Origin of the sequence: Rhodanobacter panaciterrae (assembly GCF_014651895.1) — a bacterium.
In the GTDB taxonomy this organism is placed as follows: domain Bacteria; phylum Pseudomonadota; class Gammaproteobacteria; order Xanthomonadales; family Rhodanobacteraceae; genus Rhodanobacter; species Rhodanobacter panaciterrae.
Window position 1 is genome coordinate 608,743 of the sequence record NZ_BMXT01000001.1, and the last position, 17,472, is coordinate 626,214.

20 protein-coding genes are annotated in these 17,472 nt (G+C 62.8%); 12 read left to right on the forward strand and 8 right to left on the reverse strand.

The window, feature by feature from the left end; all coding sequences use genetic code 11:
- Nucleotides 1–108: 108 nt before the first annotated feature.
- The 5 genes from IE071_RS02710 to IE071_RS02730 all read left to right on the forward strand — a co-directional run bounded on the left by IE071_RS02710 (nucleotide 109) and on the right by IE071_RS02730 (nucleotide 3,641).
- Complete coding sequence (locus tag IE071_RS02710; RefSeq protein WP_189439633.1) at nucleotides 109–720, forward strand: rhomboid family intramembrane serine protease; 612 nt, start codon at nucleotides 109–111, stop codon at nucleotides 718–720.
- Nucleotides 721–786: 66 nt separating this feature from the next.
- Nucleotides 787–1,587 (forward strand): histone H1-like repetitive region-containing protein, encoded by an 801-nt coding sequence (locus tag IE071_RS02715; protein WP_229792708.1) that lies wholly within the window; start codon nucleotides 787–789, stop codon nucleotides 1,585–1,587.
- Between the two features lie 129 nt (nucleotides 1,588–1,716).
- Nucleotides 1,717–2,142 carry a hypothetical protein gene (locus tag IE071_RS02720; protein WP_189439634.1) on the forward strand — a complete coding sequence of 142 codons (426 nt, stop codon included), beginning with the start codon at nucleotides 1,717–1,719 and terminating at the stop codon, nucleotides 2,140–2,142.
- Nucleotides 2,143–2,236: 94 nt separating this feature from the next.
- Nucleotides 2,237–3,247, forward strand: a complete 1,011-nt coding sequence (locus tag IE071_RS02725; protein ID WP_189440862.1) for an aminopeptidase — start codon at nucleotides 2,237–2,239, stop codon at nucleotides 3,245–3,247.
- 10 nt (nucleotides 3,248–3,257) lie between these two features.
- Nucleotides 3,258–3,641: a nuclear transport factor 2 family protein gene (locus tag IE071_RS02730; protein WP_189439635.1), complete on the forward strand. Its 384-nt coding sequence runs from the start codon at nucleotides 3,258–3,260 to the stop codon at nucleotides 3,639–3,641.
- Between the two features lie 15 nt (nucleotides 3,642–3,656).
- Here the strand turns inward: IE071_RS02730 and IE071_RS02735 are convergent, their stop codons facing one another.
- A complete protein-coding gene (locus IE071_RS02735) occupies nucleotides 3,657–4,466 on the reverse strand; it encodes a c-type cytochrome (protein WP_189439636.1) in 810 nt (269 codons plus the stop codon).
- A gap of 357 nt (nucleotides 4,467–4,823) precedes the next feature.
- Here IE071_RS02735 and pncB point away from each other — a divergent pair, with 357 nt between their 5' ends.
- Nucleotides 4,824–6,008, forward strand: a complete 1,185-nt coding sequence (gene pncB, locus IE071_RS02740; protein WP_189439637.1) for a nicotinate phosphoribosyltransferase — start codon at nucleotides 4,824–4,826, stop codon at nucleotides 6,006–6,008.
- Between the two features lie 125 nt (nucleotides 6,009–6,133).
- Here the strand turns inward: pncB and IE071_RS02745 are convergent, their stop codons facing one another.
- From IE071_RS02745 to IE071_RS02755, 3 genes are all read right to left on the reverse strand, one after another.
- On the reverse strand, nucleotides 6,134–6,931 hold the full coding sequence (locus IE071_RS02745; RefSeq protein ID WP_189439638.1) for a MetQ/NlpA family ABC transporter substrate-binding protein: 798 nt from the start codon (nucleotides 6,929–6,931) through the stop codon (nucleotides 6,134–6,136).
- Between the two features lie 226 nt (nucleotides 6,932–7,157).
- Entirely contained in the window at nucleotides 7,158–7,835 is a 678-nt protein-coding gene (locus IE071_RS02750; protein WP_308427758.1) for a methionine ABC transporter permease, read from the reverse strand.
- Complete coding sequence (locus IE071_RS02755; RefSeq protein ID WP_189439639.1) at nucleotides 7,832–8,842, reverse strand: methionine ABC transporter ATP-binding protein; 1,011 nt, start codon at nucleotides 8,840–8,842, stop codon at nucleotides 7,832–7,834. Before IE071_RS02755 ends, IE071_RS02750 begins: the two co-directional genes overlap by 4 nt.
- A gap of 100 nt (nucleotides 8,843–8,942) precedes the next feature.
- Between IE071_RS02755 and IE071_RS02760 the strand changes: the two genes are divergently transcribed.
- On the forward strand, nucleotides 8,943–9,428 hold the full coding sequence (locus IE071_RS02760) for a glutathione peroxidase (protein ID WP_189439640.1): 486 nt from the start codon (nucleotides 8,943–8,945) through the stop codon (nucleotides 9,426–9,428).
- 15 nt (nucleotides 9,429–9,443) lie between these two features.
- Here IE071_RS02760 and dacB read toward each other — a convergent pair whose 3' ends face one another.
- Nucleotides 9,444–10,988, reverse strand: coding sequence for a D-alanyl-D-alanine carboxypeptidase/D-alanyl-D-alanine endopeptidase (dacB, locus tag IE071_RS02765; protein WP_229792709.1), 1,545 nt, complete (start codon nucleotides 10,986–10,988; stop codon nucleotides 9,444–9,446).
- Nucleotides 10,989–11,102: 114 nt separating this feature from the next.
- Between dacB and IE071_RS02770 the strand changes: the two genes are divergently transcribed.
- Together IE071_RS02770 and IE071_RS02775 are read left to right on the forward strand one after the other, a co-directional pair.
- Complete coding sequence (locus IE071_RS02770; RefSeq protein ID WP_189439641.1) at nucleotides 11,103–11,585, forward strand: FKBP-type peptidyl-prolyl cis-trans isomerase; 483 nt, start codon at nucleotides 11,103–11,105, stop codon at nucleotides 11,583–11,585.
- A gap of 10 nt (nucleotides 11,586–11,595) precedes the next feature.
- Complete coding sequence (locus tag IE071_RS02775) at nucleotides 11,596–12,780, forward strand: FAD-dependent oxidoreductase (protein ID WP_189439642.1); 1,185 nt, start codon at nucleotides 11,596–11,598, stop codon at nucleotides 12,778–12,780.
- A gap of 9 nt (nucleotides 12,781–12,789) precedes the next feature.
- On the opposite strand, the gene IE071_RS02780 is transcribed toward IE071_RS02775, so the two are convergent.
- Together IE071_RS02780 and IE071_RS02785 are read right to left on the reverse strand one after the other, a co-directional pair.
- Complete coding sequence (locus tag IE071_RS02780) at nucleotides 12,790–13,881, reverse strand: phospholipase A (protein ID WP_189439643.1); 1,092 nt, start codon at nucleotides 13,879–13,881, stop codon at nucleotides 12,790–12,792.
- A gap of 138 nt (nucleotides 13,882–14,019) precedes the next feature.
- Nucleotides 14,020–14,460 carry a hypothetical protein gene (locus IE071_RS02785; protein ID WP_189439644.1) on the reverse strand — a complete coding sequence of 147 codons (441 nt, stop codon included), beginning with the start codon at nucleotides 14,458–14,460 and terminating at the stop codon, nucleotides 14,020–14,022.
- 158 nt (nucleotides 14,461–14,618) lie between these two features.
- Between IE071_RS02785 and IE071_RS02790 the strand changes: the two genes are divergently transcribed.
- Nucleotides 14,619–15,890: a winged helix-turn-helix domain-containing protein gene (locus tag IE071_RS02790; protein WP_229792710.1), complete on the forward strand. Its 1,272-nt coding sequence runs from the start codon at nucleotides 14,619–14,621 to the stop codon at nucleotides 15,888–15,890.
- A 38-nt stretch (nucleotides 15,891–15,928) separates the two neighbouring features.
- On the opposite strand, the gene IE071_RS02795 is transcribed toward IE071_RS02790, so the two are convergent.
- Nucleotides 15,929–16,408, reverse strand: coding sequence for a hypothetical protein (locus IE071_RS02795; RefSeq protein ID WP_189439645.1), 480 nt, complete (start codon nucleotides 16,406–16,408; stop codon nucleotides 15,929–15,931).
- A 362-nt stretch (nucleotides 16,409–16,770) separates the two neighbouring features.
- Between IE071_RS02795 and IE071_RS02800 the strand changes: the two genes are divergently transcribed.
- Together IE071_RS02800 and IE071_RS02805 are read left to right on the forward strand one after the other, a co-directional pair.
- Entirely contained in the window at nucleotides 16,771–16,980 is a 210-nt protein-coding gene (locus IE071_RS02800) for a cold-shock protein (RefSeq protein WP_189439646.1), read from the forward strand.
- Nucleotides 16,981–17,238: 258 nt separating this feature from the next.
- Nucleotides 17,239–17,448 carry a cold-shock protein gene (locus IE071_RS02805; RefSeq protein ID WP_007507924.1) on the forward strand — a complete coding sequence of 70 codons (210 nt, stop codon included), beginning with the start codon at nucleotides 17,239–17,241 and terminating at the stop codon, nucleotides 17,446–17,448.
- The last annotated feature ends 24 nt before the right edge of the window (nucleotides 17,449–17,472 follow it).

The following is a 17,472-nucleotide window of genomic DNA, read 5'->3' on the forward strand; positions in this document are numbered from 1 at the left end:
GGTAAGGCATAAGCGTCCACTCTCGACCAGGCGCGGCACCGATGGAAAGTCGACAAGAACCTGCCGGGACGCCAAGATGCGCGTTTTGCGGCCACCGCGGACCCATTCATGCCGATTACCCTGATCATCATCGCCATTACCTGCATCGTCTCGTTCATGGCGTTCAAGAACAGCCGGCTGATGAACGACCTGATCCTGTGGCCGCCGGCGATCACTCGTCAGCGCGAATACCACCGGCTGGTGACCTACGGGCTCGTGCATGCGGATTTCAACCATCTGCTGTTCAACATGCTTACGCTGTTCTTCTTCGGTCAGGCGATGGAGGGGTTTTTCACCCGCACCATGGGCAGCTTTGGTTTTGCCTTGTTTTATATAGGCGGCCTGGTGATCTCGATCCTGCCGACTTACCTGAAGAACCGCGGCAACCCGAACTATCGCAGCCTCGGTGCCTCCGGTGCAGTGTCGGCGGTGCTGTTCGCCTTCATTCTGCTGGCGCCATGGGCGACCATCAATGTTTTCTTCGCGTTGCCGATTCCAGCGATCATCTATGCCGTGCTGTACACCGGCTACTCGATCTACATGGATCGACGCGGTCAGGGCAACATCAACCACAGCGCACATCTGTGGGGTGCGGCTTACGGCGTGATTTTCACCATGCTGGTGAACCCTGGGGTGCTGCCGCATTTTCTCGATGCGCTGATGCATCCCGGCATGCGGTGAGCTGTTTGTTGGGGCGACTCGTCACCGTCCGATGATGAACGGTTTCCGCAGCGCGTAATGCCCGTCGTGGCGCAGACGCGCATACTGGCCGTGTCCTATCGACCACCGCAGGAGAACGAACGCATGGCTATGACCCGCAAGTCGGCTGCGAAGAAGTCCGCGGCAGAAAAAGCACTCTCCAAGAAAACATCGGCGAAAAAGGCCCCCGCGCGTAGCGCGGCCAAGGCAGCGCCGCGCAAGACGGCAACGAAGAAGGTCGCCACCAAAAAAGCCGCAGTGAAGAAGCTGGCGGCACGCAAACCTGCGGTGAAGAAGCCCGCGGTGAAGAAATCGGCGACGAAAAAGACTGCCGCAAAGAAGCCGGTCGCGAAGAAAGCGGCAGCGAAAAAGGTGGTTGCCAAGAAGGTCGTCGCGAAGAAAGTCGCTACCCGCAAGGTCGCTGCCAAAAAACCAACCGCCAAGCCAGCAGCCAGCAAGGTGGTCGCCAAACGCCCGGTCAGCAAGAAGGTCGCCGCCAAACCGATGCCGACAAAGCCATTGGCCAACGTCAGTGTTGCCGTGAAGAGCAAGCCGGCCGCCAAGCCTGTTCGCGTCGCGAAGAAGCCAGCCACTCGCAAGCCCGTGCCGGTGGAAGCGCCGATTCACCATATCAGCCAGGAAGATGCAGTTGCCAAGATTCAGGCGCTGCTGGAGGCCAAGCAGGAGCGGGTACGGCAAGGGCCGAGCTGGCCTGATGCCAATCCGACGCATCCGGCGTCGAATGGCACGGAATTGCACCCACCGATATCGGCGGAAGGGGGTGGTGAAGGTGGTGATGGCCGTGTGCTGGCGCCGCAGCGTGGTGAGCAGAGCAAGCGCAAGGATTGACCGGAGCCGGAGCACTTCGGCGGCCGCACATGGCTGGCAGGTAAATGCCGGTCGGCCATGCGCCGAAAACTCAGTACGCATTCAAGCGTGACGACCTAGCGTAGTGCCGTCACTTGGTGGAGACGGATCATGAAACGCCTGCTAGCCAGCCTTGCCCTGATCACCGCGGTCGCGGCGTTGTCAGGTTGTTATTACGATCCGGGCTACGGTTACGTGCGCAGCACCGGTTACAGCGGTGATGCGTACTACGGCAATGCCTACTATGCCGCGCCGGGTTACTACGATGGTTATTACGGTGGCTACTACGGCGGCGGCTATTACGGCTGTTGCTATGCGCCGGGCGTGAGCATCGGCTATTACGGCTACGGCGGTTCGCGTTATCGCTCTTATCGGGGCGGCGGGTATCACGGCACCGGCGGTTATTACCACGGCGGTGGCTATCAGGGTCGTGGCGGTCACGCGCAGGGGCATTCATCGTCTGGCGGCAGTCATGCCAGCGGTAGCGGCTCCCACAGTAGCGGCAGTCATCGAAGCAGCGGCAATTACAGCCACTAGGCGCCGCTGAGGTTTCGGGCACAATCGCGGGATGCTTCGATCCCGCCTTGTGTTCTCGCTTCTTCGCTTCCCAAGGCTCATCGTCATCGTGACGATGGGCCTTGTGCTATGTGCGTGCAGCAGCCTGCGTTACTACGCGCAGGCGGCGCACGGGCAGGGCGAGTTGATTGCTCATCGACGCGCACTGGACGAGCTGGTGCGCGATTCCGCTACTGATCCGAAGCTTGCGGCGCGCCTGCAACTGGCGCAGCAGGCGCGCCGCTTCGCGTCGCAACGGCTGGGCCTGCCGGACAACCGCAGCTATACCAGTTACGTCGAGCTGCATCGACCGTACGTGGTGTGGAATGTGTTTGCCACGCCGCGCTATTCGGTGGAAGCGGTGCCGCAGTGTTTTCCGATCACCGGCTGTGTCGCCTATCGCGGCTGGTTCAGCGAGGCAGATGCCAACGCCGATGCGGCACGACTGCAAGCGCGCGGCGACGATGTCTGGATCGGCGGCGTGCCGGCGTACTCCACCCTCGGCTGGTTTGCCGACCCGATCCTCTCCAGCATGCTGCGCTGGGATGACGACGAACTGGATGGCACGATCTTTCACGAGTTGGCGCACCAGCTGATCTACGTGAAAGACGACACCGCGTTCAACGAATCCTTCGCCACTTTCGTGCAGGCCGAAGGCCTGCGCGAATGGCGGCAGTCACGCGGCCTGCCCCCGCAGGATGATCGTGCGCAGGCGCTGGATGACGGTTTCACCAGGCTCGTGCTGGAGCTGCGCGAGCGCCTGAAAGACCTCTATGCCAGCGGTGTGGATGAGTCGGCCATGGCCGCCGGCAAGCAGCGCGAAGTCGAGGCGTTCCGCGTGCGTTATGTGCAGTGGCGCGAGCGCGACTGGCCGCACGATCATCGCTACGACAGCTGGGTCGCGCAGCCGATCAACAATGCGCGGCTGTTGCCGTTCGGTCTGTACGATCAGTGGACGCCGGCGTTTGCGATACTGTTCCAGCGTGCGGAACGCCAGTGGCCGGCGTTCTATGCCCGCGTGCGTGAGCTGGCACGCATGCCGAAAGCGCAGCGCGAAAAATTGCTGCAGGTGCTGCTTGACTCGTGAGGTGACCTCGATGGCCGATATCGAAAAGCGAATCCTGATCGAGCAATTCATCGATGCCTACAACCGCCTCGATGTGGACGGCATGCTGGCGCTGCTGACACCTGACGTGCTGTTCGAAAATGTTGCCGATGGGCAGGTGACGGCCGCGACCAGTGGCATCGCCGAGTTCCGTCAGCTGGCGGAGCAATCGAAAGCGTTGTTTTCGGAGCGGAAGCAGACCATCACGGCACTGAAGTTCCGCCCGGCATCGGTGGTGGCGAGCATTGCCTGGTGTGGAGTATTCGCGATCGATGTACCGAACGGACCAGCGGCTGGCACGGTGATCGAGCTGGAGGGTGAGTCGGAGTTCGAATTTGCCGGTGAGCGGATCAGCCGCATCGTCGACCGCAGCTGAGCCGGCGGCTAGGCGTCAATGTGCGGACTTGCGTTCGGCCATATGCCGCAGATAGGCCAGTACGGCATCGAGGTCGGCGTCGGACAGCGCCTTGGCGTCGAACCCCTGCATCTTCGCCTGTGGCCATTGCCGCAATGACTGTGGGTTGCGGATGAAGGCGCGCAACAGATCGGCGCGCAGGTATTCAATGGGGTTGTGCGGCAGGTTGAGATCCGGCCCGAGCTTCGCATCACCTTCGCCGTTGAGCGTGTGGCAGGCGAAGCAGGTCTTCTGGAATACCGCGAAGCCGCGTCGCACTTCGCTGTTCGCGGGCAATGATGGATCAGGCAGGATCGCCGGGAAGCGGGCGGCCACGCCGTCCTGCTTGCGGATCGTCGCCAGCTGGTACGGCCACTGTTCCGGGTTCACCTGGGCGGCTTGCGGCTGCGTCCACACGATGTAGAACGGTCCGGCGTGGCCGTTATCCGTGGTCAACGCAGGCCATGGTTGTGCCGGATCCTCGATCGCCAACCACGCTTCGCTGCCAAGTTTGTTCAACAGCAGCGCTGCGGGGATCTCGGCAGCAAAACCATCGCCGGCGACGAACTGCAGATGATCGCTGTCGTCGATACCCTTGAGCAGCGTAGTCAGTGGCACCGCGCGGTAGTGCATCGTGCGATGGAACGCGACATCTCCGGGCACGCTGATGGTGCGCACGTCGTGGCGTTGCAGCAGGGTTTCGGTGCGATAGGTGGTGGTGCCGTGGCCGAGGTCGATCTTCAGCTCGGCGGCGCATGCAGACAGGACCACGCCTAACGCGAGCAGGCAAGCGACGAGCAGCTTCATGGCGGGTTCCTGCAAGAAGTAAAGAAATTGTTGGTGGCGGATGCGTGAGTGATCTACATCACGATTGTGCATCCAAGCCTGTCGGGCAGCTGAACAAATCACGACGTGCACATTGAACTCACGGCGCAGCGGCCACACTAAGCCCACGTATCGCCGTGATGGCGACAGGAAGTGGCACAGTACACCGTGTTGCTGAGGGGCTGGCCTTACCTCCCCTGGAGGCCACCTGACAAACCCCATCCGTCCTCCCCTGGCTGATGGGGTTTTTTTTGCGCGAAACAAACCGCCCGGTTCGCGTGCGATGCGCTTCGACATGGATAATGGCTCACGCGCACCTCTTTCGCGCCTGGGCCACTGATGATCATCGACTCGCTGCTCGATACCGACCTGTACAAGTTCTCGATGATGCAGGTGGTGCTGCATCAGTATCCGGCCGCGCAGGTCGAGTACCGCTTCAAGTGCCGCAACCCGGGCATCGACCTGGTGCCGTACATCGAGGAGATCCGCGTCGAACTGGCCGCGCTGTGCCAGCTGCGTTTTGCGGTGGACGAGCTGGATTATTTGCGCAGCTGGCGCTTCATCAAGAGCGACTTCGTCGATTTCCTGGGGCTGTTCCAGCTCAACGAGAAGTACGTGGATATCGCGCCAGCGGCGGCGGGCAATGGCGAGATCGAGATCCGCATTCGCGGACCGTGGCTGCATACGATCCTGTTCGAGGTGCCGCTGCTGGCGATCGTCAACGAGGTGTATTTTCGCCGCACCAGCGCTGGTCTCGATCTGGCTGAGGGCAGACGGCGGCTGCAAGCGAAGATTGCACTGCTGCGTGATGCGCCGGATTACGCCGGCTGCAAGATCGCCGACTACGGCACGCGCCGACGCTATTCGCGGGCGTGGCAGGAGGAGGTAGTGACTGCATTGCGCGACGGACTGGGCGCGCAGCTGGCTGGCACCAGCAATGTATGGCTGGCGCGAAAACTCAAGCTGACTCCGCTGGGTACGCTGGCGCACGAATATCTGCAGGCGCATCAGGCGCTAGGCCCGCGCCTGCGCGATTCGCAGGTGGCGGCGCTGGAAGCGTGGGCGAAGGAATACCGTGGCGATCTTGGCATCGCGCTGTCGGATGTGTACGGACTCGACGCGTTCCTGCGCGATTTCGACATGTACTTCTGCAAGCTGTTCGACGGCACCCGGCATGATTCCGGCGACCCGTTCGCATGGGGCGACAAGGTGCTGGCGCATTACCGCGCGAACCGGGTCGATCCACGCAGCAAGGTGCTGGTATTCAGCGACGGTCTCGATATCCCGAAGGTGATGCAGCTGTATGCACACTTCCGCGATCGCTGCCTGCTCGCGTTCGGTGTCGGCACCAACCTCACCAATGACGTGGGGCCGACGCCGCTGCAGATCGTGATCAAGATGATCCGCTGCAACGGCCAGCCGGTGGCCAAGCTCAGCGACTCGCCGGGCAAGAACATGTGCGAGGACCCGGCGTATGTGGCCTACCTGCGCCAGGTATTCGAGATACCTGCAACACAGGGTTGAGTTGCTCTTGGCTCCTCCCCCTGCATGCAGGGGGAGGTCGGGAGGGGGTTGCTCAAGCTGGCAGGGAGGATCAAGAGCGAACCCCTCCCCAGCCCTCCCCTGCCAGCAGGGGAGGGAGCAGAACTTCAAAACGCCGGCAGCACGGCGCCGTGGTACTTCTGCTCGATGAATGCCTTGATCTCCGGGCTGTTCAGCACCTTGGCCAGCTTCTGCACGCGTGGATCGTTCTGGTTGTCAGGGCGGCCGACCAGATAGTTCACGTACGGCGAGTTCCGGTCCTCGATCAGCAGCGCGTCTTTCGTCGGGTTCAGGCCGGCCGCCAGTGCGTAGTTGGTGTTGATCAGTGCCAGATCCACCTCGTCCAGCGTGCGCGGCAGCATCGCCGCTTCCAGTTCGCGGAACTGCAGGTGCTTGGGATTCGCGGTGATGTCCTTCAGCGTGGACAGCTCGTTGTTCGGATCCTTCAGCGTGATCAGGCCATGCTTCGCCAGCAGCAGCAGCGCGCGGCTGTTGTTGCTGGGGTCGTTCGGGATGGTCACGCTGGCGCCGTCGGGCAGCTGGTCGATGTTCTTGAGCTTGTGCGAGTAGGCGCCGAACGGCTCGATGTGCACGCCGGTAATGATGACGAGATGGGTGCCACGCTCGCGGTTGAACGCGTCCAGATAGGGCTTGGTCTGGAAGTAGTTCACGTCGATGTTTTTCTCGGCCAGTTGCGTGTTGGGCTGCACGTAGTCGGCGAACACCTTGATCTGCAGATCCACGCCTTCCTTCGCCAGCAGCGGCTTGGCCTGCTTGAGGATTTCCGCGTGCGGGATCGCAGTGGCGGCCACGCGCAGCGTTTGACCCTCGTCCTTCGGCGCAGAACAGCCCGTCAGCAAGAGCAGGGTCAGGGAAGTGACAAGGGAGGCAATCAGCAGTTTCATGGCAAATTCGTTTGTGCGGCGCACAATAATAGGCCGTCTATACGGCCAAACGCAAATACGTGATCGGCGCGACCTGCCACGCTCACGCCTTCGGCCTGGCGTAACCGGCCAGCAGGAGCAGGGCCAGGACGGCGGCGACGGCGGCGAACAGCAATCTCATGGCGGCGATTCTCATGGGCGGCCAACGAAAGTAGGCCGCCCATACCGCCAAACGCAAATAACCAAATCAGTGTCGCTTATAACGCGTCACGATGCGATCGCCGAGCATCTGCAGCAGCTGCACCAGCACGATCAGCAGCGCCACCGTGACCAGCATGTAGTCGGACTTGTAGCTGAGGTAGCCGTAGCGATAGGCCAGGTCGCCCAGGCCGCCGGAGCCGATCGCGCCACCCATCGCGGTGTAGCCGACCAGGGCGATTGCGGTGACGGTGACGCCGGCAAACAAACCACCGCGCGCCTCGGGCAATAGCACATGGCGCACGATCTGCCACAGGCTGGCGCCCATCGCCTGACTGGCCTCGATCACGCCCTGCTGTACTTCGCGCAGCGCGGTTTCCACCAGTCGCGCGAAGAACGGCGCGGCGCCTATCACCAGCGGCGGGATCGCGCCGCGGATGCCGAGTTTGGTGCCGACCAGAAAGTATGTCACCGGCATCAGCACGATCATCAGGATGATGAACGGCACCGAGCGCAGGATGTTCACCAGCAGCGAGGCGATCGCGTAGAGCTTGGGCATCGGGCGCAGCTGGCCCTTGCCGGTGAGGTACAGCAGCACACCCAGCGGCAGCCCGATCGCGATGCTGAGTGCCAGCGAGCCGCCGAGCATCAGCAAGGTGTCGATGCAGGCGCGACCGATCTCGCCCCAGTCGTCGATGTTGGGAAACAACGTCTGCAACATGTTCATCGGCTGAGCTCCTCGATCTCGATGCTGGCTTCGCGCAGCGCGGCCAGTGCGGCGTCCACGCCGGCGCCCTGCATTGCCAGGGTGAGCTGGCCGTAGGGCAGATCCTTGATGCGGTCGATGCGGCCGGCGAGGATGTTGAAGTCGATCCCGGTTTCGCGCGCGACACGGCCCAATGCCGGGGTCAACGTGGTATCCCCGCGAAAGCTCAGTCGCAGGATGCGTCCGGGCACTTGCGCGAACGGCGCCAGTTCGCTGGCCGCTTCTTCCGGCAATGCCTCGTTGACAAAACGCCTCGTGGTGGCGTGTTGCGGATGCAGGAATACGTCGGCGACTGCGCCGTGCTCCACGATCACGCCGGCGTCGAGCACCGCCACCCGATCGCACACGCGGCGAACCACGTCCATCTCGTGGGTGATCAGCACGATGGTGAGCTTCAGCTCGCGGTTGATCTCAGCCAGCAGCTCCAATACCGAGGCAGTGGTCTGCGGGTCGAGCGCGCTGGTGGCCTCGTCGCACAGCAGGATCGAGGGTCGGTTGGCCAGCGCGCGGGCAATGCCGACGCGCTGCTTCTGGCCGCCGGAAAGTTGCGACGGGTATTTGTCGGCGTGAGCGGTGAGGCCAACCCGCGCCAGCAGTTCGTCGACGCGGGTGCGCAGAACGGCAGTATTGCGTTCGCCCGCCAGGCGCATCGGAAACGCCACGTTGTCCGCCACCGTTTGCGAGGCGAGCAGGTTGAAGTGCTGGAAGATCATGCCGATCCTGCGCCGCTGCGCACGCAGCGCCGGTTCGGCCAGCGCGGTCATTTCGGTGTCGCCGACGAAGATACTGCCGCCGCTAGGTCGCTCCAGCAGATTGATCAGCCGTATAAGCGTCGATTTGCCGGCGCCGGACAGGCCGATGATGCCGAATACCTCGCCATCGGCAATGTCGAGGCTGAAGGGTTGCAGCGCGGGAATGTCCCTGCCGTCGACACGGTAGGACTTGTGGACATCGACAAAGCGAATCACGGCGGACCTGGGTCTGCGGGTGGGAAGGTCATTCTATGCCACGAGCGTCACGCGCAATGGCGTAGACTGCTGGATTGATCTATCCAGTGGGAGTTCGGTCATGTCCAGTGTCTACGATTTCAGTGCCCGCGATATTGATGGCAATCAGCGCTCGCTCGCCGAATGGCGCGGCAAGACCTTGCTGATCGTCAATGTCGCGTCCAAGTGCGGTTTCACGCCGCAATACAAGGGACTGGAAAACCTGTGGCAGGACCAGCGCGATCGCGGACTGGTGGTGCTGGGCTTTCCATGTGACCAGTTCGGCCATCAGGAGCCGGGCGACGAGAGCGAGATCAAGACGTTCTGCAGCACCCAGTACGACGTGACCTTTCCGATGTTCGCCAAGGTCGAAGTCAACGGCGAGCATGCCGATCCGCTGTACAAGTGGCTGAAGAGCGAGGGCAAAGGCATCCTCGGCAGCGAGTCGATCAAGTGGAACTTCACCAAGTTCCTGGTCGACGCGGAAGGTCAGGTGGTGAAGCGCTATGCCTCCACCGACACGCCGGAGAAGATCGGCAAGGACACGTTGGTGCGACTGGGCGGCTGAGATGCCGCGGCCGGCTCAATCGCGCCCGCGATAGCTGGCCAGCAGCACCGCGATCGCATCCGCCTCGCTGCCGACGCTGGGCGCGTCGTCCGCGCGCTGGTAGTTGTTGAGCATGATCGCGAACGCCAGCCGCTCACCCGCCGCCGTGGTGACATAACCGGCCAGACCATGCACATAGGCCATGCTGCCGGTCTTCGCATGCACGTTATTTTCGGCTGCGGTGCCGCGCATGTGACCGAGCAGGGTGCCGTCGACGCCGGCGATCGGCAGCGCCTCGCGCAGCATGTCCGCATAGGGTTGCGCTGCCAGATAGACGAGCAGACGCACCAACGCATTCGGAGTAGCCAGATTGCGGCGCGACAGCCCGGTGCCTTCACCGATCAGGCTGGCCGAAGGCGGGATACCGATCTGCGTCAACAGCTGCCGTAGTGCCTCGATGCCGCGGCTCTCGCTGTTGCTGAAGCCGGCCATGGCGGTGACCGGTTCGTGCGCTCCCACGCTCAGCAGCAGGTTCTGCAGGTACAGGTTCTGCGAGCGCTTCAGGCCACGTTGCAGAATGTCCTTCAGCGGCGGCGATAGCACTTCGCCGACTGAGTCGGCATGGGCGAGCAGCGCCGCATCACCCTGCGGCCAATGCAGCGTGCGCAACTTGCCGGTGAGGTGGATGCCGTGGCGTTTCAGCGCCTGCCGCAGTTGCATGCCAGCCACCAGTGCCGGATCAACCATCGCCAGCTTGAAATGCTGCACCGGCGCGTCAGCGGCGATGCTGCCGAACGCATGCAGGCTGTCCTCGCCCGGCGCGCGATACAGGTTGATGTCGTTTGGCGTGCGCACTGCGCTGGTAACCAGCTGACTGACCACGACGGGCATGCCGTCGGCCGGAGGAGCAAGCTCCAGTTGCGCCGGGCGGCCAGCTGCCGCACCCGGACTCACCGTGACGTTGACGATGTTCTCCTGCACGCTCAAGGCGGAGGATGGCACGGCAAACCAGCTCTGCAGATCGCCAGCCTCCCAGCCGGCACCAAAGGTCGGCCCGGTGAAGTAACTGTCATCGGCGATCAGGTCGCCATGCACGAAACGCAGGCCGCGTGCCGCCGCCTGGCTGGCCAGCTGATCGGCCCAGCCGGCATTGTCGGCCGTGCCGAGAGTCGGGTCGCCCATGCCATACAAGATCAGCGAACCGTTCAGGCGGCCATTCACGATACGGTCGCTGGCCAGCAAGCGGGTGGGGATACGGTAATCCGGACCCAAGGTGGACAGGCTCACTGCGGCGGTGAACAACTTCGCGGTGGACGCCGGTTGCAGCAGCTGGTCGGCATGACGTGTGTACAGCGTGCGGCCGCTGTCGAGCGAAACCACGGCAATCCCCCAGCTGGCCGCGGCAAAGCGAGGCTGGTCGATCAACGCATCAATCTGTGCGGCCAGTCCGGCACTGGTGCTCGCGCCAGGTATCGTCGCGGGCGCTGCGGCACCGAGCCTCGTCGACACGAGGAGCAGGCAGAGCACCATCGGCAGGGACACGGAAAAGCGGTGCGGGCGACGGCATGGCGGCGTGGTCATGCCGCAGTATCGCCAATCCTGCCGCGGTCTGCAGGCATTTTGCGGTGTTCTGGTAACCTTGCAGATTCGTGTCGGCACCTGGCCGGCGGACTTGAACCTATTCGTGAGACTCACATGCAGATTGCCCAGAACTCCGTTGCCGCCTTCCATTACACGCTGACCGACGACGAAGGTCAGGTCATCGACAGCTCCGAAGGCCGCGAGCCGTTGACCTACCTGCATGGCAGCGGCCAGATCGTGCCGGGCCTGGAAAAGCAGATGGAAGGCCGTGCGGTCGGAGACAAATTCACCGCCGACGTGATCCCCGAAGAGGGCTACGGCGTGCGTCACGCCGAGCTGATGCAGGAAGTGCCGCGCGAGGCCTTCCAGGGCGTCGAGGACATCCAGCCCGGTATGCAGTTCCAGGGCCGCGGTCCGCAGGGCGAGATCAACGTCACCGTGACCAAGGTCGAGGACGACAAGGTGTTCATCGACGGCAACCATCCGCTGGCCGGCAAGACCCTGCATTTCGCGATCGAAGTGACCGATCTGCGCGTCGCCACCGAGGAAGAGCTGGCGCACGGCCACGTGCACGGTGCGGGTGGTCATCACCACTGACGCTTACGCCATGCATGGACGCTGGCATATTGCGATTGTGGGTTACGGCGCCGCCGGTCAGGCGGCGTCGTTGTTTCTGGCGGAACAAGGCCATCGGCTGAGCGTGTTCGAACAGGCCGCAGCACCTGGTCCGGTCGGCGCCGGCTTCCTGCTGCAGCCGACCGGCCTCGGTGTGCTGGCCCGGCTTGGCCTGCACGAGCAGGTGCTGGCGCAGGGGCAGCGGATCGAACGGCTGTATGGCTGCAATGTGCATGGCCGCTGCGTGATGGACATGCGCTATGCCGACCACGCTGCCGACTGCTTCGGCCTTGGGTTGACTCGCGGCAGCCTGTTCACCCTGTTGCGGGACGCTTATGCGGATGCGGCGCAGATCCGCACCGGCGTCAGCATCGAAACCATCGAAGCGGATGGTCGCTGTCTGCGCGACAGCAACGGCCAGCGTTATGGCCCGTTCGATCTGATCGTGGTTGCCGACGGCGCGCACTCACGGTTGCGTGCATCGATGCCGCAGCTGGTGCAGCGCCAGCCGACGTATCCGTGGGGTGCCATGTGGTGCCTGTTGCCGGCAGACGAATGGCCGCACCAGGATGTACTTCAGCAGCGCTACGGCGGTACCCGCGAGATGATCGGATTGTTGCCGGTGGGGCGACGGGTCGATCGCGACGGCCGTTGGCTTACCTTCTATTTCAGCCTGCCAGGTGATCAGGCAGATGCGTTCGATGACGCGGCACTGACGCGCTTGCGCGAGCGCGTGAGGGTGCTGTGGCCCGAGGCGTTATCACTGCTTGCATCCATCGACGCGCCCCAGCAACTGCAACGGGCACGCTATCGCGACGTCGTGCTGCGCACACCAGTGCACGAACGCACGCTATTCATCGGCGACGCGGCCCATGCGATGAGCCCGCAACTGGGGCAGGGGGTAAACATGGCGCTTTTGGATGCCCAGGCGCTAGCCGATGCGCTCGCCGCTACCAACGACATCGAGTTGGCGTTACAGCTGTATCCACGCGCACGACGGCACCACGTGGCGGTGTACCAGCGGCTCAGTCGCTGGCTGACACCGATATTTCAATCTGAACGCGATGGCTTGGCCCGGTTGCGCGATCTCGGTTTCGGGCCGCTCGGGCGGATGCCATGGGCCAAGGGACAGATGCTGAAGATTCTCGCCGGTATGAAAACCGGCTGGTGGCGTTGAGCGTCGCGTTCAATACCACTCGAGCAGCGAGATACCGAGGCCTGCGTAGGTGGCGTTGTGGTTGTAGTCGATCAGGCTCTCGCCGTAGCCCTTGAACACTTCCGCATAGCCACGCAGGTTGCCGACGAGCGGGAAGCTCCAGCTGAATTTCGCGGCACCGTGTTGGCGGCTGCCGCCGCGGAACGAGTCGCGCAGCATCATGCCGAATTCCTGGCCGTGCCATTCGCGGATGATCTGGACCTCACCACGTCCCATGTAGTCGCTGATGTCAGGGTTGTCGTCGGTGCTGCGTGCTTCGGGAATGCGCCACCACGGGCGGAACATCACGGTCCAGCCATCACGTTCGAAACCGATGTTCGCGATCATCCGGTTCCAGCTGCGCGATTGCGGATTGTCGCGCCCGTTGGACTGATGGTCGATGCCGATGCCGAGCAGACGGCCGTCCCAGCCGAGCAGGTGATAGTTGGTGTTGAACACCAGCATCGCCTCGGGTTCGTAATCGGTTTCGCGGAACGGTCGTGACTGCGCGGCGTTGTAGACCTGCCAGCGCGATGACTGGGTGTAGCCGACCCACACATCGCCGGCATCGCCGAATACGCCCTGCCAGACCTTGGTTTTCAGGCTGAGCTGGAATTTCGTCTCGACATTGTCCAACTGCTCGCTCTGCGCCACCGTGTTGTCGGGGTTCGGGCTGTGCGGCTGTTTGTTCTGGTTGCTGGTGGCGAACACCGGCAACACAAACACCGGCTTGTAGCCGCGGATGTTGAAGGTGCCGAGCTTGCTCTCGGGCGACAGTTCCCAGCGGCTGTCGAGCAGCGATAGCGGTCGTGCCACCTCGGTGTTGGTGACCACCGCGGCGGTCGCGTCCTTGCGGTCGCGGCTGAAGATGCTCGGTGTGGCGGTTGCCGTGTCCACCCGCTTCTGCGCGACCGGCAGATTCACCCGGCCGGTCGAATGGTCGTAACAGGCCAATCGTTGGGCATCGCTTTCGATCGCGGTGCAGGCGCGGATATCGGTCGGGTCCGGATTCTGCGCATGGCTGGACGGGGCGAACAGGCCGGCGGCCAGTGCCAGCGGCAGGATGGCGGAATGAGGCTTCATCAAGAGCTGAGGTTCCCTGGCGGACGGTCGAGGCACGAGTCTAGGTCATGCGCTCCATTGAGCAGGAGGGCATAACCTAAACCGGCAAACGCGAGCCGGCCATGATGCTGCTCATGGCCGGCTCGATGGCGCGAACCCTCAGAGTTGCTTGGTCCAGTTGATGTATTCGGACTTGCTGATGCTGCCGTTGCGGTTGCGGTCGGCGTTGATGAAGTCGTTGGCCAGCGGCGGGTACGCGCTGGCTTGTTCGGGTGAAATCGACTTGCTGCCGCCGGACAGCTGTTCGAACGTGGGTGCCGGACCAATTGTGGGAGCCGGGGCCGGGCTGCTTTGCACGACGACATCACCCTTGGGTGACGGATACGCCGCTGCCTGGCCGTCCGGTGGTGTAGGGGGAGTCGGCGCGCTGGCGGGCATCGTTGCGGCAGGCGGCATCGGGGCGGTTGCCGGAGCTGGGGGGGCCTCCGGCATGGTCGATTGCGGCGGCGGTGGCGGCGATGTGTCTTGGGCGATCAGCGTGCCGGCGAACATCAGCGTGCCGGCAATCAATGTGGACAACAGCGGCTTGCGAGATTTCATGATCGATACTCCATGCCAGAATACGTGCGTGAGATTGTGCGGATATCCGCAATCCATCAGGCGGGATCCCCGTTGCCGGGCGCCCAACTCGGGATCACGCTAACAAGGGTTTTGTAAATGCCGGCTCAATATCTTGGTCATGAAGCCGTGAAGCTGCCGTGTCGTTGAGCGCAGCTTCAGCTGATCGCCGCGTATTGAGCCTGGCGCAGGCACGCCTGCTGCAGCTGGACGCACAAGGCCTGTTGCAACCGTTGCGGCGGCGACCACGGCGCAGCGATGTCGTGGCGATGATCGAACGCATGCGCCTGCTGCAGATCGACACCATCCATGTGGTGGCGCGCAGCCCCTACCTGGTGCTGCACGCCCGGCTCGGTGACTATCCGATGACGTGGCTGGATGAGGCTCTGGCACAGGGTCAGCTGGCCGAGTGCTGGGCACATGAGGCCTGCTTCATCAGTGCCGCCGATGTGGCATGGCATCGTGGCGGACACGACCAGCGTGCGCATCATTGGGCGCATCGCCACGCCGCACGCATGCATCGTGAGCAACGCGCCGACATGGATGCGCTGCTGGCCGGTATTCGTGAATCCGGCCCGGTGCGCGCGGCAGATTTTGTGCGCAAGGATGGCGTGGCAAAACCAGGCTGGTGGGAATGGAAGCCGGAGAAGCGCTGGCTGGAAGCCTGGTTTGCGTTGGGCGAACTGATGGTGGCGCGACGCGAGAATTTCCAGCGCGTATACGACCTCGCCGAGCATGTGTTGGCCCGGCTTGATCCGCCGTTCGATCCGACAACCGCCGAGTTATCTGCAGCGGACCTGCGGCAACGGGCGATCGTCGACGGTGTACGTGCGCTGGGCGTGACGCCGGCCGGCTGGATCGCCGACTACTTCCGCCTGAAGCCGAAGGTCACCGATCGCGAGCTGGCACCACTGCTGGCCACTGGCGAACTGCTGGCAGTGCCGGTGCAGGGCTGGGCAACGCCGGGTTACGTGCATCGCGATCACGCCGATGTGCTGGACAAGGCATTGAACGGCCGCTTGCGCGCCACGCATACCACACTGCTGTCGCCGTTCGATCCGCTGGTATGGGATCGCGCGCGGGCGCTGGCGATGTTCGATTTCGAGTACACCATCGAGTGCTACACGCCGGCTGCGAAGCGTCGCTACGGCTACTTCGTGTTGCCGATCTTGCATCGTGGCCGATTGATCGGCCGACTCGATGCGAAGGCGCATCGCGGCGACGGCCTGTTCGAGATCAAGGCGCTGTTTCTGGAGCCCGGCGTGGCGCCGACACCGGCGCTGGTACAGGCCGTGGCCAAGGCGATTGCCGACACGGCCCACTGGCACGGTACCCCGGAAATCCGGTTGGGTCGCACCCAGCCGGTGGTCTTGGCCAAGGCGTTACGCACCGCCTTGAATGCTGCTCAGTGAGCGCCGTCGGCACTCACTGATTGGGGCCCGTCCCCGGATCAGGGCGTGCTGCTGGCTGCCGCCGGAGTTGCCGCGCACGACTTGCCATGCAGTGCTTGGCGCAACTGGGTGGCCAGCGAATTGCAGCGCGCGCCCAGTTGCGGGCGGATATCGGGATTCTCTGAATCACGCAGCAGGCTGGTGCGCATCGCCTCGTAACGCGACTGCAATTGGTCCGGCGCGAAAATGGCCGCCGCACGGTGGCAGGCGAGATAGCTGGACAGATAATCGTCGCAAGCTGGAATGCCGGTGTGCTCAGGCAGGTCGACGTCCGTGGTGGTGATATGGCCGTTGGCATTCACGGTCCGGCGTTGCTGATGGGTCTTGCTGGTGCCGGTGGCGGGTGTATTTGAGGTGGTGGCAGAGGATGTCGCGGCAGTCGAGGTAGTCGTTGTCCGGGTGGCCTTGTGCTCGGCACAACCAGTCAACAACAGACCACCGATCATGGCGGCCAGGGTCAGACGGGTCAGGGTAGGCATTAGCGGCACTCCTCAAGCTTGGCGACCATGCCGGCGACCATAGCGGTATGCCGGCAGTGGATCAGGGGATTTATTCACACTAGACATGGTTCGAGGTAAAGGAAATCTGAATTTGCTGCCCAAATCGACAAAATTCAGACGAATCGAGCTGATTTCGTACCGGGTTTCGCCATCTCGCATCCGCCCCATTCTGTCGTTATGATCCGCCCACTGAGTTTGCCGGGGTCAGCAGAGTTTGTGACCCGATGCAGCCGATCCGCGATCTGCCTCATCGTTCACCCCAGGGTTGTTTCCTTGCACACCAGTAAGCCGGCCTGCCGCATGGTGCAGGTTGAGTCTATAAACCCAGTGGAGTGATTATCATGTCTGATCGTCAGATCGGTACCGTCAAGTGGTTCAACGACGCCAAGGGCTTCGGTTTCATTGCCCGCGACAATGGCCCGGACGTTTTTGTGCATTTCCGCGCCATTACCGGCGGCGGTTTCAAGAGCCTGCAAGAAGGTCAGCAGGTTTCCTTCAAGGTGGTGCAGGGCCAGAAAGGCCTGCAGGCCGACGAAGTGACCCCAGCCTGATCGCCATGTTTTGCAAGGGAAACCGGGCAGTAATGCCCGGTTTTTTCTTGCCCGGATAATGGCCATGACAAGCTGCTTGACAAATCACTTGTATGCATGAAATCCGTTATGCTTGGGCCACTGCGTCTGCTTGGCTACGTGCGTGCCCCGCTTGGGTTTCCTGAATCCGCCCGTTGCACCCGACCCTGCATGCTCAGTAAACCGTCGGCCCGTTGGGGCCGGTTTGTCTCAGCGTCTGGTAATGGATCGGAGTGAGTCATGTCGGATCGTGAAGTAGGAACAGTCAAGTGGTTCAACGACGCCAAGGGTTTCGGCTTTATCAGCCGGGAGAATGGCCCTGACGTGTTTGTGCATTTCCGCGCCATCACGGGTTCGGGTTTCAAAAGCCTGCAGGAAGGGCAGAAGGTGAGCTTCAAGGTCGTCGACGGCCAGAAGGGCTTGCAGGCTGAAGACGTCACGCCCGTTTGATTGCGGTGGCGGAATCTGTTTGAA

Coding starts and splice junctions, on each gene's coding strand:
- dacB (WP_229792709.1), bottom strand. CDS start 10,988: ATGACCACGCCGCCATGCCGTCGCCCGCACCGCTTTTCCGTGTCCCTG.
- IE071_RS02795 (WP_189439645.1), bottom strand. CDS start 16,408: ATGCCTACCCTGACCCGTCTGACCCTGGCCGCCATGATCGGTGGTCTG.
- IE071_RS02735 (WP_189439636.1), bottom strand. CDS start 4,466: ATGAAGCTGCTCGTCGCTTGCCTGCTCGCGTTAGGCGTGGTCCTGTCT.
- IE071_RS02725 (WP_189440862.1), top strand. CDS start 2,237: ATGGGCCTTGTGCTATGTGCGTGCAGCAGCCTGCGTTACTACGCGCAG.
- IE071_RS02750 (WP_308427758.1), bottom strand. CDS start 7,835: ATGAACATGTTGCAGACGTTGTTTCCCAACATCGACGACTGGGGCGAG.
- IE071_RS02780 (WP_189439643.1), bottom strand. CDS start 13,881: ATGAAGCCTCATTCCGCCATCCTGCCGCTGGCACTGGCCGCCGGCCTG.
- IE071_RS02730 (WP_189439635.1), top strand. CDS start 3,258: ATGGCCGATATCGAAAAGCGAATCCTGATCGAGCAATTCATCGATGCC.
- IE071_RS02775 (WP_189439642.1), top strand. CDS start 11,596: ATGCATGGACGCTGGCATATTGCGATTGTGGGTTACGGCGCCGCCGGT.
- IE071_RS02770 (WP_189439641.1), top strand. CDS start 11,103: ATGCAGATTGCCCAGAACTCCGTTGCCGCCTTCCATTACACGCTGACC.
- IE071_RS02805 (WP_007507924.1), top strand. CDS start 17,239: ATGTCGGATCGTGAAGTAGGAACAGTCAAGTGGTTCAACGACGCCAAG.
- IE071_RS02745 (WP_189439638.1), bottom strand. CDS start 6,931: ATGAAACTGCTGATTGCCTCCCTTGTCACTTCCCTGACCCTGCTCTTG.
- IE071_RS02720 (WP_189439634.1), top strand. CDS start 1,717: ATGAAACGCCTGCTAGCCAGCCTTGCCCTGATCACCGCGGTCGCGGCG.
- IE071_RS02760 (WP_189439640.1), top strand. CDS start 8,943: ATGTCCAGTGTCTACGATTTCAGTGCCCGCGATATTGATGGCAATCAG.
- IE071_RS02710 (WP_189439633.1), top strand. CDS start 109: ATGCCGATTACCCTGATCATCATCGCCATTACCTGCATCGTCTCGTTC.
- IE071_RS02800 (WP_189439646.1), top strand. CDS start 16,771: ATGTCTGATCGTCAGATCGGTACCGTCAAGTGGTTCAACGACGCCAAG.
- IE071_RS02785 (WP_189439644.1), bottom strand. CDS start 14,460: ATGAAATCTCGCAAGCCGCTGTTGTCCACATTGATTGCCGGCACGCTG.
- pncB (WP_189439637.1), top strand. CDS start 4,824: ATGATCATCGACTCGCTGCTCGATACCGACCTGTACAAGTTCTCGATG.